General features: G+C 38.7%; 12 protein-coding genes. 5 read left to right on the top strand and 7 right to left on the bottom strand.

All coding sequences use genetic code 11. The features are described 5' to 3' along the window. Nucleotide 1 precedes the first annotated feature (1 nt). Nucleotides 2–646 carry a DedA family protein gene (locus BBP83_RS02610; protein WP_068885838.1) on the bottom strand — a complete coding sequence of 215 codons (645 nt, stop codon included), beginning with the start codon at nucleotides 644–646 and terminating at the stop codon, nucleotides 2–4. Between the two features lie 193 nt (nucleotides 647–839). Here BBP83_RS02610 and BBP83_RS02605 point away from each other — a divergent pair, with 193 nt between their 5' ends. Then, nucleotides 840–1256 carry a DoxX family protein gene (locus BBP83_RS02605; RefSeq protein WP_068885837.1) on the top strand — a complete coding sequence of 139 codons (417 nt, stop codon included), beginning with the start codon at nucleotides 840–842 and terminating at the stop codon, nucleotides 1254–1256. A 207-nt stretch (nucleotides 1257–1463) separates the two neighbouring features. After that, nucleotides 1464–3032 (top strand): glutamine-hydrolyzing GMP synthase, encoded by a 1569-nt coding sequence (gene guaA / locus BBP83_RS02600; RefSeq protein ID WP_068885963.1) that lies wholly within the window; start codon nucleotides 1464–1466, stop codon nucleotides 3030–3032. A gap of 35 nt (nucleotides 3033–3067) precedes the next feature. On the opposite strand, the gene BBP83_RS02595 is transcribed toward guaA, so the two are convergent. The 3 genes from BBP83_RS02595 to BBP83_RS02585 all read right to left on the bottom strand — a co-directional run bounded on the left by BBP83_RS02595 (nucleotide 3068) and on the right by BBP83_RS02585 (nucleotide 7243). After that, nucleotides 3068–4696, bottom strand: coding sequence for a hypothetical protein (locus BBP83_RS02595; protein ID WP_068885836.1), 1629 nt, complete (start codon nucleotides 4694–4696; stop codon nucleotides 3068–3070). Nucleotides 4697–4787: 91 nt separating this feature from the next. Then, nucleotides 4788–5789, bottom strand: a complete 1002-nt coding sequence (locus BBP83_RS02590) for a DNA cytosine methyltransferase (RefSeq protein ID WP_068885835.1) — start codon at nucleotides 5787–5789, stop codon at nucleotides 4788–4790. Between the two features lie 104 nt (nucleotides 5790–5893). Next, nucleotides 5894–7243, bottom strand: a complete 1350-nt coding sequence (locus tag BBP83_RS02585) for a GGDEF domain-containing protein (RefSeq protein WP_068885834.1) — start codon at nucleotides 7241–7243, stop codon at nucleotides 5894–5896. 353 nt (nucleotides 7244–7596) lie between these two features. On the opposite strand from BBP83_RS02585, the gene BBP83_RS02580 reads away from it, so the two are divergent. The 3 genes from BBP83_RS02580 (at nucleotide 7597) to BBP83_RS02570 (ending at nucleotide 9705) form a co-directional block, all read left to right on the top strand. Further along, the gene (locus tag BBP83_RS02580; protein ID WP_068885833.1) at nucleotides 7597–8544 is read left to right on the top strand and encodes a pirin family protein; all 948 of its coding nucleotides are present in this window, start codon (nucleotides 7597–7599) and stop codon (nucleotides 8542–8544) included. Between the two features lie 24 nt (nucleotides 8545–8568). Next, entirely contained in the window at nucleotides 8569–8967 is a 399-nt protein-coding gene (locus BBP83_RS02575; RefSeq protein WP_068885832.1) for an OsmC family protein, read from the top strand. A 90-nt stretch (nucleotides 8968–9057) separates the two neighbouring features. Further along, a complete protein-coding gene (locus tag BBP83_RS02570) occupies nucleotides 9058–9705 on the top strand; it encodes a glutathione S-transferase family protein (RefSeq protein WP_068885831.1) in 648 nt (215 codons plus the stop codon). A gap of 77 nt (nucleotides 9706–9782) precedes the next feature. On the opposite strand, the gene phoR is transcribed toward BBP83_RS02570, so the two are convergent. The 3 genes from phoR to BBP83_RS02555 form a co-directional block, all read right to left on the bottom strand. Continuing rightward, a complete protein-coding gene (phoR, locus tag BBP83_RS02565) occupies nucleotides 9783–11141 on the bottom strand; it encodes a phosphate regulon sensor histidine kinase PhoR (protein WP_068885830.1) in 1359 nt (452 codons plus the stop codon). 24 nt (nucleotides 11142–11165) lie between these two features. Then, nucleotides 11166–11876 carry a phosphate regulon transcriptional regulator PhoB gene (phoB, locus tag BBP83_RS02560; protein WP_068885829.1) on the bottom strand — a complete coding sequence of 237 codons (711 nt, stop codon included), beginning with the start codon at nucleotides 11874–11876 and terminating at the stop codon, nucleotides 11166–11168. Nucleotides 11877–12095: 219 nt separating this feature from the next. Then, on the bottom strand, nucleotides 12096–12788 hold the full coding sequence (locus BBP83_RS02555; protein WP_068885828.1) for a TetR/AcrR family transcriptional regulator: 693 nt from the start codon (nucleotides 12786–12788) through the stop codon (nucleotides 12096–12098). Nucleotides 12789–12914 lie beyond the last annotated feature (126 nt).

Raw genomic sequence — 12914 nt, 5'->3', positions numbered from 1 at the left:
TTTAGTCTGTGGTTGAAGGTGACTTCTTCAGTTTTTGGCGGATAAAACCAATAATGCCTGGTAAAATACTAATAATAATGATACCGAAAATTAAATGCGTGAAATTGTCTTTCACAATCGGCAGGTTGCCAAAAATATAACCCAGAAAAATGAATGAACCTGTCCAGCACAATGCACCAATGACATTGTAGCTGAGGAAAAATTTATAATTCATACTGCCTGCACCTGCCACAAAAGGGGCGAAGGTTCGTGCAAAGGGAATAAAGCGGGCAAAAATAATAGTTTTACCGCCATGCTTGGCAAAAAACTTTTGCGTTGCAATTAAATGTTGCTTATTGATAAAGCGTGATTCAATTTCAAATACTCGTGGGCCAATATATTTACCAATATGATAATTTAAGGTATCGCCCAACACGGCCGCAATAAATAGCAAAATGAATAAGATCCAAGGGTTCATAGCCCCTGTAGAGGCCGCCAATGCACCAGCAGCAAATAGCAAGCTATCCCCAGGTAAAAACGGCATAACCACTAAGCCCGTTTCTACAAAAATAATCAGGAACAGAATCGCGTATATCCAAACACCATAATTGGTAATGAATTCCAGCAGATGGTCATCTACATGTAATATAAAATCAATAAGTTCCATGAGTAAAAAACAAACAAAAATGTAGTGGAATGCTATCAGTACAGTCTTGTAAAGTCAGTATTAAAAGGGAAATTAATTGCATTATATATTGTTTTAAATATGGAACGCTGAGTATTAAAAACTCATATTTATTGTATAAAAGCAACGACGTATCATTTACACATCTTCAAAATAAAATTCAAAAGGTGCCAGTATGTTTAATCCCAATGTTGTTGTTAAAAATCTTGTTCATCAACCTGCTACCAATGCGACGATTGCACTGATTGCTCGTATTCTTATGGCGTATATTTTTCTTGTCGCAGGTTGGGGGAAAATCATGGCTTACAATGCAACGGTCGGTTATATGGAATCCATGGGTGTACCTGGTGCTATGTTGCCTTTAACGATTCTGGTTGAGTTCGGTGGTGGTTTGGCATTGCTATTTGGTTTTCAGGCACGCTTTGCAGCTTTTGGTTTAGCCATATTTAGTTTGATTACGGCATTCTTATTTCATGGCGGTGCAGAAGATGGCATTAATTTCATGAAAAATTTTGCCATGACAGGTGGGCTATTTTTCTTAATGTTACATGGTGCGGGTAAATTCAGTATCGACCATATTATTGAAAAATAAGTTCAAGAGATCCATCGATATTCAAGTGGTTCATTGCATTTGGATAAAATGAAACTGCGTTGAATACAGCATGATTGTCTATTCCATAGATCCTAGAAATTTCACTAAAATTAAGCGTTTTTAGGCTCTGTCCGAATAGTGTGCGTATTGCGTGGAAAAATGTTAGAATGTCGCGCTTATATTCGTTGCCTGCATAGTTGTTTACCCATGACTACCAATACCCAAATTACTGAAGATCGTATCCTAATTTTGGATTTCGGTTCTCAATATAGTCAGCTTATTGCACGTCGTGTACGTGAGGCTGGTGTTTATTCTGAAATGTATGCCTATGACATGTCTGAAGAAGACATTCGTGCGTTTAATCCGAAGGGTATCATCTTATCTGGTGGCCCTGAAAGTGTGCATGAAGAAGGTAGTCCACGTGCGCCAGAAGTTGTATTTAACTTAGGTGTTCCTGTTCTAGGTATTTGTTATGGTTTACAAACCATGTCAGAACAACTTGGCGGTAAAGTAGAGCCGGGTACTGTACATGAGTTTGGCTATGCTGAAGTTAATATTCAGGTTCGTGACAAACTGATTGGTGATCTTGAAGATTCAAAAGATCAGTTAAAAGTGTGGATGAGCCACGGTGACAAAGTAACCCGTATTCCGGCCGGTTTCCAAGTGACTGCAAGCACACCAAGTTGCCCATTTGCCATGGTTTCTGATGAAGCACGTCGTTTCTATGGTATCCAATTCCACCCAGAAGTAACCCACACTGCAAAAGGTGCAGAGATTCTGTCTAACTTCGTACACGGAATTTGTGGTTGCCGTAACCTTTGGAACTCTGAAAACATCATCGATTTACGTGTTGAACAACTTCGTAAGCAAATTGGTGATCAAAAAGTTCTTTTAGGTCTTTCAGGTGGTGTCGATTCATCGGTTGTAGCAGCACTTTTACACCGTGCCATTGGCGATCAGCTCACTTGCGTATTTGTAGACAACGGCTTACTTCGTTTGAACGAAGGCGAGCAAGTGATGGACATGTTTGCGAAAAACATGGGTATCCGTGTGATTCGTGCCGATGCTGAAGAGCGTTTCTTAACTGCGCTGAAAGGTGAAGTTGATCCTGAGAAAAAACGTAAAATTATTGGTCGTGAATTCATTGGTGTATTTGCTGAAGAAGCACGTAAGCTGGATGGCGTAAACTTCCTTGCTCAAGGCACAATTTACCCAGACGTGATCGAATCTGCTGCCACTAAAAATGGTAAAGCACACGTGATTAAATCGCACCACAACGTGGGTGGTTTACCAGAAGATTTAGCTTTTGAATTGGTTGAGCCAATTCGTGATTTGTTTAAAGATGAAGTACGTCGTTTAGGGACGACTTTAGGTTTACCATTCGAAATGCTTTATCGTCATCCATTCCCAGGTCCAGGTTTGGGCGTGCGTATTTTGGGTGAAGTGAAAAAAGAATATGCAGACATTCTACGTCTAGCTGATGATATTTTCATGCAAGAGCTTCGTGCAAGTGGTTGGTATGACAAAACTGCGCAAGCCTTTGCTGTGTTCCAACCTGTGAAATCTGTTGGTGTAGTCGGTGATGGTCGTCGTTATGCATGGGTGATTGCGTTACGTGCAGTTGAAACGGTTGACTTTATGACAGCGCGTTTTGCACATCTTCCATATGATTTAGTAGACAAGATTTCTACTCGTATCATGAATGAAATTGCTGATGTTTCTCGTGTTGTTTATGACGTATCAAGTAAACCACCTGCGACGATTGAATGGGAGTAATTTCCTGCGGAAATTACTAAAAATAAAAAAGACGCTTAAGCGTCTTTTTTATTTTTAGCTACCCATCCGATAGCATCTTGAGGTGGGTTTTCTTCATCTATCCAAATGAATTCAAGACCAATTCCTCTCATTTCATCTTTGAATTTGATTAGACGGATGCCATTGAGACCAATATCATCTAGTTTTTGTGAAGTTAGTAATTCTCTTTCTTTTAACTGGAAAACTTCCCATAAAATCCATCTCCCTAAAATATCCTGATTATTAATGGATTGAATTGCCTTACCTGAATCTTGATTTATATATGATTCAATTACATTACCCGATGGAATAAATTCTAGTTTGAATTTACGTTGATCTTTGGGTAAAGCTAATTTTGAACTCTGAGTTTCAAATGTACCTATATTTTTTCCAAAAAAATCTGGTCTATTTTTATGAAAATTTTTAGATTCAGGAATAGGGATATACATTTCTGTAGAAGAACGAAAAACTAATTTTTCAATCTCGTTTAATAATGGCTGATTTTTTAATAGATTGGTGTCTTGAATTAAATTTAAACGTAGCCCTTTTCTTTTATCAATATCTTCTGCTGATTGTGTCCAAGACGTTAATAAAATTCTTTCTAAAGATGAAATAATGAGGTCAAGTTGTGGCTTTGGTATTAATGGTTGATACTTTACCTGAATTGTATTAATTCTATCCTGTCTATCGACTGTAGATAACTTTGTAGACCCATCAAAAGCATTAAAGCCTGAACTAGTTTCTAATTTACCATCTTCATTGGGTATCATCCAACTCACAGAATCTGTAATTTCATCTTTGATTTGAGTATTATCTTCCTTAATTGGTGTTGTTATATGACTCGTTGATGTACTAAATTGATGTAAATTTTCAAAAAAATAGAATGGATTGTTAAGATAGTTGATATCCCATGTTTCTACTACAATTTCCCTATTTTTAAAGTCCATAAGCAATTGGCTATCTGATGAAGTATATCGATAGTTATGTTGACCATCAGTAAATTCAAAATTTTGAGGGTATTTATTATTTTTATTTTTGATAATACAAATATTATTAGTATCAATAGGTAAATAAGGAATCTGACCTACTAAAATTTGCGGTTTATTGTTTTTATTGAAGGGCATTAGTACATGATAAATAACTTCTACATCAATATCTGAACCATTAAATCCTTTCGTTTGTGCTTTAGATGATGCAATTCGAGCATTTCTTAAACCTGCTACTTTTAGAGCTAGTTTTTTGTATAAATTTTCATTTAACTTATTTGCTTCGGTTGCTTCTTGAGTTTTTAAATTTTTTTTAATATCGGTTAACAAAGTTGACCAATCATCAGATGCGCTATCACTTTTAAATTGAGCAACTTTTTGGTAACCAGATGTGTGACCAAAAGATTTAATACCTACTAAATATTTTTTCTTATTCGTTAATTTAACTGAAGCATCATAAGAAGTATTTGATATATCCTCACTGATCGCATCAAAAGCTTTCTGAAATGCTGTTTCTTGAAATTTTGAGTTAACGATAGGCGTAATTTCATTATCGTTTGATTCAGAAGATTTTTGAGAAAATACTTTGCTTAAACTAGCAAAGTTTGTAATTAATAATTTATATTTTTCTTTTTTTTCGGTTGGAAGTTCTGACCACATGACTATTATTCCAAATAAATGCTTATAAAACAAAGATATCAAAATTTCTATATGATTCCTGAAAATTCAAGAATCATATATTAAATGAACATTACGAATTAAGGACTTTTAAAATCTGCTCACCAATTTTTTGAATTAATGGCATCGTGACCGAATTTCCTGCTTGCATATACAGCGCACTATTGGACATTTTTTCAGGAAAAACCATTTTTTCTACAGGGTAACCTTGAAACGCAAAACACTCTTTTGGGGTCAATTTCCGGATACCGTAATTATCTTTAATTAACGGTACATTATGACCACCTGCACCCATATTTGCTGTTAAAGTTGGGCAGACATTGCTTTTATTTTCACGTACATATACACGACGCCACTGATATAAAGTATCACGAGAGGTCATACTTTCTTTCAATGTTGGGTAATACATGTGATCAGGTTGGTAATAATATTTATCATCCACTTTTTCTTGCTCTAAGACGTCATGGATTGTTTTTGTTAAGATGATTTCTTCAGGAAATTGAAACTCAGCATGATTTGGCACCAATGCTTCATGAAAAGCCACAATAAAAATACGCTCACGATTTTGAGGTACATTGGCATGCGTCATACTATTTAAAACTTGAAAATAAACCGCATAGCCCAGTTCTTTTAACGTATTTTTGATGACTTCAAACGTGTTGCCTTTGTCATGGGAAACTAAGTTTTTAACGTTTTCTAAGAAAATAACACGTGGTTGATGTTTTTCAGCGATGTCTGCAATATCAAAAAAGAGCGTCCCACGGGTTTCTTGAAACCCCTTTTGATTGCCCGCAATTGAAAAGGCTTGGCACGGAAATCCGCCACACAAAATATCAAATTGTTCAGGGATTTTCGCTTTGGTTTCATCAAGTGTAATGTCACCATCAGGAACTTCACCATAATTAGAAAAATAGGTTTGTTGCGCGTGCTTATTCCATTCACTAGAAAATTCACAGCGTCCCTTGAGGTTTTGCAAAGCCATCCGAAAACCGCCTACGCCTGCAAAAAGGTCTATAAATTTAAACTTATAGTCATGTGGTTGCGGGAAAGGAGTGGGCAAAAGATCAGATTGCATTAAAAACTCGACAATAGCGATAAAATTTTATTGGGCCTCATTCTAATTCAAATCACCGAAAGATTCAGTGAGAAACTCAAAAATTGAATCAGGTGGATAAAACTTTATAGAATTGACCAAGTGGATTTTGTTCTCTCTTTTTGATGTGTTTGAGACTTTATGATTGGTACTGGTTTTTTCATTTTGGCTGAGGTGAGTTTTGATGGAATACTCATTGATGGCTCATAACGAATCACACAATTTCGGCCATTTTCTTTGGCTTGGTACAGTGCAAGGTCGGCTTGTTTAATCAGTTCATCTAAATTTTGCTTATGTGACTTGAGCTCAGATATGCCAACTGAAACGGTAAAACACAGTGGAATTTCAGGCTTTAGAAATAGACACTTGTTTTGAATTTTGTTACGGATACGCTCAGCAATAGTTAAGGCATCTTGTATCGCGGTTTCGGACAAGAGCACAATAAATTCTTCGCCACCAAATCGGGCCAATATATCTTGTTGACGCATTTCTTTACGCGCGATATCAGCAATAACCTGAAGTACACGATCACCAATATCATGTCCGTATGTGTCATTAATTTTCTTAAAATAATCGACATCAAACATCAGGAGGCAGGTACTGGCAGGCGTGGGCCATTCATGAATTCGGCGTTCAGCCATATCAACAAATTGACGCCGGTTAAAGAGTTGAGTCAATTCATCGGTATGCGCCAAGCTTTTAAAATTATGTAAATTCCAGTCATCGAGTAAGCTTCTTAAAAAATATCTGCGTGCGTTGCGTGTACTATTCCAACTGATATATAAGCTAAACAAAACAATGGGAATAAAGGTTAGAAAAAATAGAAAGGCTTCTTGGGGGTTGAGTAATTTTTGTATAGCAATCAGCACAAATAGACTCATAAAGATGGTGCTATATAGGGCCGGTTTAAAATGTACCTGTATGCCCAAATTGGCAATTAGGATGAAAATTACAGCGGTATAAAGATAAGAACTGGCCCATGGGCTATCAGACTGTAACAACAAAAAAATCCATAGTGCCAGACCACAGGCGGTACTGATCGGGAGGATCATATCCAAGAGACGGATATCTTTTTTATACTGAAATAAGTAAAAACAGACCATTAAGGAAATTGCGACACAGCCTAAGCGTAGTACCGCAGATAGATAGTACACATCTTGTATAATAAAATAGTCTACAAAAAAGTAGATAAGCATGACCAATTGGGCAATGTAATTGATATGACGCAAAAAAAAGTGTTGTTGCTGATATTGGAAGTCTAAAAAAGCCTGTCGAAAGTCTGTCGGAATACGTGCTTGCTGGTCAGTTAAAGCTTGTTCAATGACGACACGGTTTTGCAGGCTACATTCTGATGGTTTTAGTAAGTGTTGCTGTAACGTACCTTGAGTCTGTATTCTCGAAAGGTCTTCCCCCCCCATTTGAATATCTACAGTCATGGCTTGACCTCTATGATTAACAGTAGTGCTAAGCTAATTAACAAGAAGTATGCACAACTTAACTGAAAAATAAACTCACCAAATTTGGGTATTTTACGATCTAATTTATTACAAAATGTGAATTTGTAGGTGTGTGTTTTTGGATTTATTTAGTATGTGTACGCTGTGGGGGGGGAGGCTCTTTATATAAAAGTGAGTGAAAAAAAACAAAAAATATATTGTCCTATTTATGATATTCAGCATATTAAGAGAAGCATAGGCTTAGACAAAATAAGCCGATATGATCGTAAAGTAGCGATATAAAGACAATATCCAGCACCAGAAGCTAGATTAGCTAGATTTAGGATAGAACGATGACCAATACTAATTATACCGAGTTGTCCTATTCGGACGACTGTGAAAAATACATCAATCAGTTTATTCAAGATTTTACTTTGCGTACTGCAGAAATTGGGCAAGGTACGGTCATTAAACGCGCTTTGCCTAGCCGTGAAAAACGGATGATTGGAGCATGGTGCTTTTTAGATCATGCTGGCCCTGTGACGTTTCCGCAAGGAGATGGTTTAGATGTCGGCCCACATCCACATATCGGTCTACAAACCTTTACATGGATGATTGAAGGCACAATGATGCACTCAGATAGTTTGGGTACAAAACAATTAATTCGCCCCAAACAGGTCAATTTGATGACCGCTGGATATGGCATTTCACATACTGAAGTTGCGCCCGAAACAGAAACGAGAATGCATGCTGCTCAATTGTGGATTGCCTTGCCAGATGCCAAAATTAAGATGGCACCTCGTTTTGATCATTATCCTGAACTCCCTGTCGTGCAAAAAGATGGTATCGATTTTACGGTATTGGTTGGCGAGTTTCTATCAGTGACCTCACCTGTGCAGGTACATTCAAAATTACTAGGGGTAGATTTGGCGACGCAAGAGTCAACCCGAACACTTCTACATTTAAATCCAAAATATGAATATGGTTTCATGGCGTTGGAAGGCACTGCTTCAATTAATGGTCATGAACTGACTGAAGATAATATGGTGGTGTTAGAACCGGGCTTAGAACAGGTTGATATTGCAATTCATGCCAACAGTCGTATTTTATTGCTCGGTGGTGAACCGTTCGAATCACCTATTTTACTGTGGTGGAATTTTGTTGGTCGTACTCAGGAAGAATTGAATATTGCCCGAGAGCAGTGGATGAACAGCGATGAACGTTTTGGTCAGATCCCTGATTATGATGGCCCGCGTTTAAAAGCCCCGATTTTTCCAGATAAAATGCGCGCTTCAAAATAATGCAATAAAAATAAGGACAATGAGATGGGATTGATTTCATCAGCAAAAGTACAAAGTTTAGCTGCACCTTGGGCAGGTCAGGTCAGTAGTGGTCAACATCAGCTACTGACAGATAAGCCCGCGTCATTTGGTGGTGGTGATACCGGTCTTGCACCCTATGATTTTATTTGTACAGGCTTAATTTCTTGCACCATGATTACGTTGCGGATGTATGCACAGCATAAAGGCTTAGATTTAGGTGAGTTTAGCGTTCAGGCCGATTTTTATACCAATAAAGAAGGGCATGAATGGATTGAACGCCGTGTACATTTTGAAAATCAGTTGGGCGCTGAACTAGAGCAAAAAGTACTGGATATTTGTAGTAAAACCCCAGTCACCAAAACATTGCTACGCAGTTTGGAAATTCAGACCAGCCTAATTTAAGGGTGTTGCTGACACATACACGATATGGTGCATTTGCTTTTTTGGATGTCACTAAATAAATCATACGGCACATGAACAATAAGGATAAATATGCTGACCTTGCATCACTTAGAACAATCGCGCTCTTTTCGTATTCTATGGGCATTAGAAGAATTGGGACTGGAGTATCAGATTAAGCTTTATAAACGGTTACCAACTTTTTCTGGCCCGCCAGAGCTAAAAGAAGTACATCCGCTGGGTAAAGCGCCTATATTGACCGATGATGATCAGTGTATTGCAGAATCCGCCGTCATTTTGGAATATTTGCAGGAGCACTTTGATGAGTCTGGTCAGTTTGCACCGCAAACGGCCTCTGAACGTCAGCAATACCGTTATTGGATGCATTATGCCGAAGGGTCACTGATGCCACTGCTGATCATGCAACTGGTAATGGAAAATGTACTAAAGTATGTACCATGGCTGATTAAACCCATAGCCCAAAAAATTACGGGTGGAGTAAAAGGTGGTTTTATCAAACCGCGTTTAAAAGATCATCTCGAATTTTTAGAACATCATTTATCTTCCAATGATTATTTTGCAGGGCAATTTAGTTTTGCTGATATTCAAATGAGCTTTCCGTTGCAGGCCTTGCAGTCACGTATAAAAGGAAAATATCCACATATTCAGGCTTTTGTTCAGCGTATGCGTAGTCGTTCTGCATTTCAGCATGCGTTGCAAAAAGAACAAGCGCTGAATTAAACCATCGTTGTTGCATAGATAAAAAGCCTGCATTTTGAGCAGGCTTTTTTGAGCGCTTGATGGATTCAATCTAAAGATCAACTGACGTGATATAAACGTTCTTTCGGGAAAACCACTTTAAAAATTGAACCGCGGTTTTCTTTGGACTCAACTTCTAAATGTGCCTGATGTTGCATTAACACATGCTTTACAATCGCCAAACCTAAGCCTGTCCCGCCAGTTTGACGGCTACGAGCGCTGTCGACACGATAAAAACGTTCAGTTAAGCGAGGAAGATGCTTAGGATCAATGCCGATCCCTGTATCTTCCACAGTAAAATAACCATGTTCGGTATCATCATGCCAGCCAATGGTGACTGTGCCTCCCTTGGGAGTGTATTTGATGGCATTGGTCACAAGGTTACTAAAGGCACTGGCCAGTTCCGTGTCTGAGCCAATTAAGTCACAGTGACTGTCAATTTCTAAATTCAGTTCATGGCCATAATCGACATTATAGGCATGTGCATCGTCATACAATTGATTCATGAGACTTGGCATATCGATAATTTGATTTTTTGCAATTTTCTTATCATTTTCTAAACGTGATAGGAGCAATAAATCATTCACCAAAGCATTCATGCGCCGTGTTTGAGATTGCATCTGGTCAAAGGCACGTTTCCAACGCGGGTTTAAATCTTCTTGATCGGTAAAGGTTTCAATATAGCCACTTAATACCGTCAGCGGGGTGCGTAGTTCATGAGAAATATTGTCCACGAAGTCTTTACGCATTTGCTCTAGATTATGCATGCGCGTGACATCGTAAGCGACCAACAAGCGACTTTCGCCACCAAATCGGGTCATTTTGACTTGTACATAATGCTCATCGAAACCCGTCGATTTCATTTTTAAACCGTCAGGTGCTTGATCGATATTGTTAAAATATTCAATAAAACTAGGTTGACGTAGAATGGTCAGAATACTGCGCCCTCGGTCGGTAGACTGAATGCCTAACAGGTTTTCAGCCGCAGGATTCCACCATTCAATTTGATGCATTTCATCAATTAAGACCACCGCTTCCGCTAAGGCAACCAAGGACGATTGTGCGCGGTCAATCAGCCCGACCATTTCTGCCTGTACGATGCGTTCTTGGCGCTGTGCACGATAAACATTGAACAGTAATGCCCCCCAAATACCATCTAAATTGGGAGGAACATCGTAGGGGCGGTTAGAAATCCATTCATTGACCAAATACAAGGAGCGCAATTGCAACGCAAAGAAAATACTAAAGGCGAGAAAAATACTGACCCAAAAATACCCGATCCCAAGGCCAATAAAGCCACCGATCATCAGCAAGAACGCCAGCTGGCGTAAGTCCTGCTTGGCAAAAGTCCATAAACTACTGTAGCGGAATTTTTTATGTTCACGCGCCAGTTCTGGGACGGGATATGGTTCGTACATAAAATGCAATTAACCTAAAAAACACTAACCGAAAGCGGCATCCGCACGGGTAGAAAAACGATAGCCTGTACCGCGAACTGTTTGTACAAAGCGGTCAGCACCATAAGGTTCTAATACTTTGCGTAGACGACGGATATGTACGTCAATGGTACGGTCTTCAATATACACGTTTCCGCCCCAAACTTGGTCGAGTAATTGAGCGCGTGTATAAGCACGTTCTGGATGGGTCATAAAGAATGCCAATAGACGGTATTCCGTTGGGCCCATTTCTAAAATACAGTCACCATGGCTGACGCGCTGACTGACTGGATCTAAGATGAGGCCATTGGCATCAATGGTTTTTTCACCCCCCAAGGCATTTGAGCGACGCAATACCGCTTTAATACGTGAAACCAGCTCACGGGTAGAAAACGGCTTGGTCATGTAGTCATCTGCACCAGCGTCTAGACCTTGTACTTTATGGTCTTCTTCGCCACGAGCAGTCAACATAATGACGGGAATTTCAGATAAGCTTTCATCTCGTTTTAGACGACGGCATAAATCTACACCGCTCACACCGCCAGGCATCATCCAATCTAATAGGATAAGGACAGGGCGCTGATCTACGATCATTTGATGCGCTTGTTTCGCATCTTCTGCTTGTTGGCATTGAAAACCTGCCATATCTAAAGACGTATGGATCATTTCCCGAATTGGGAGTTCATCGTCGACAATCAAAATGTAGTCATCTTTCACAGCGCAATACCCTATTTCATGTAAACGGTGGACCGTTTTATATTTATGACAGGCTTATTACAAAGATTAATTATGACAGTATCATTGCAAAAAGGTAGGGGAACCCTATTTTTGAAAGCTTTTGTGACAAATATTTGAGTGAAAAACCTATTTTATTTAAAAATAACCAATTGTTTTTAAATAAATTAATGAAAATATTTTTAGCGTCACAAATCACGACTAATTTTTTTTCAACGCGAGGTTATTTTCAGAGAAAACATTCAGTAAAGATAAGAATACCAGACTACACGAAGATAAAACCTCATCCATCGATTGTTTAAATCCACTCATGACCCAACGAATGGCAATTTGTGTGACATAACCATTGAGTCCTGTCGCGACCAAGGAAATTTCGCGTTCCGAACGGTCAATATTGGGCATCATCAGCATGACAAAAGCATGAATCATCCGGTCAAAACGGGACATGGTTTCATGAATCGTGGCTTGGTTATGCAGTTCTTGCACCAACATGGCATCAATATAAATAATCCGTGCCATACGTGGATTATCTTTTAAGGTCGTCAATAATGCAGTTAAACCTGCTTCAATCATTTTTTTCGGATCGGTCGATGCTTGCATAATGGCTTGCATGACGTTTTGTTGCAGTTCATCAATCAATTTTAAAAAAATGGTTTGAAATAAGTTTTCACTTTTTTTGAATGACTCATAAAAATAGCGTTCGGTCAGCTTGGCTTCATTACAAATATCTTTGACCGTAACAGAGAAAAAACCATGCGTGCCGTAGGCTTCAATGCCTGCTTCAATGAGTTTTTCACGACGCAATTGTTTACGTTCAGTCAGTGACATGCCTTTGAACTGGCGCTCTTTTTGGCTATTTTTCTGCGGTGTTGTCGTTATCGGTTGTTCTGTCATATAAAACGTAAGCCAACTGGGTGCGATGTCTGTTGGTATATTAACAATAAATGTGACAAAGACCTATGCCATTTGCTTTGAAAGTCCCTGTGATTGTTCAGTCCCAAGATGATATTGACAATGTGT

Origin of the sequence: Acinetobacter celticus, assembly GCF_001707755.1 — a bacterium.
GTDB lineage: Bacteria > Pseudomonadota > Gammaproteobacteria > Pseudomonadales > Moraxellaceae > Acinetobacter > Acinetobacter celticus.
This window is presented reverse-complemented; position numbering and strand designations above follow the sequence as displayed.

Coding starts and splice junctions, on each gene's coding strand:
- phoR (WP_068885830.1), bottom strand. CDS start 11,141: ATGTACGAACCATATCCCGTCCCAGAACTGGCGCGTGAACATAAAAAA.
- BBP83_RS02570 (WP_068885831.1), top strand. CDS start 9,058: ATGCTGACCTTGCATCACTTAGAACAATCGCGCTCTTTTCGTATTCTA.
- BBP83_RS02610 (WP_068885838.1), bottom strand. CDS start 646: ATGGAACTTATTGATTTTATATTACATGTAGATGACCATCTGCTGGAA.
- BBP83_RS02580 (WP_068885833.1), top strand. CDS start 7,597: ATGACCAATACTAATTATACCGAGTTGTCCTATTCGGACGACTGTGAA.
- BBP83_RS02555 (WP_068885828.1), bottom strand. CDS start 12,788: ATGACAGAACAACCGATAACGACAACACCGCAGAAAAATAGCCAAAAA.
- BBP83_RS02590 (WP_068885835.1), bottom strand. CDS start 5,789: ATGCAATCTGATCTTTTGCCCACTCCTTTCCCGCAACCACATGACTAT.
- BBP83_RS02605 (WP_068885837.1), top strand. CDS start 840: ATGTTTAATCCCAATGTTGTTGTTAAAAATCTTGTTCATCAACCTGCT.
- guaA (WP_068885963.1), top strand. CDS start 1,464: ATGACTACCAATACCCAAATTACTGAAGATCGTATCCTAATTTTGGAT.
- BBP83_RS02585 (WP_068885834.1), bottom strand. CDS start 7,243: ATGACTGTAGATATTCAAATGGGGGGGGAAGACCTTTCGAGAATACAG.
- BBP83_RS02595 (WP_068885836.1), bottom strand. CDS start 4,696: ATGTGGTCAGAACTTCCAACCGAAAAAAAAGAAAAATATAAATTATTA.
- BBP83_RS02575 (WP_068885832.1), top strand. CDS start 8,569: ATGGGATTGATTTCATCAGCAAAAGTACAAAGTTTAGCTGCACCTTGG.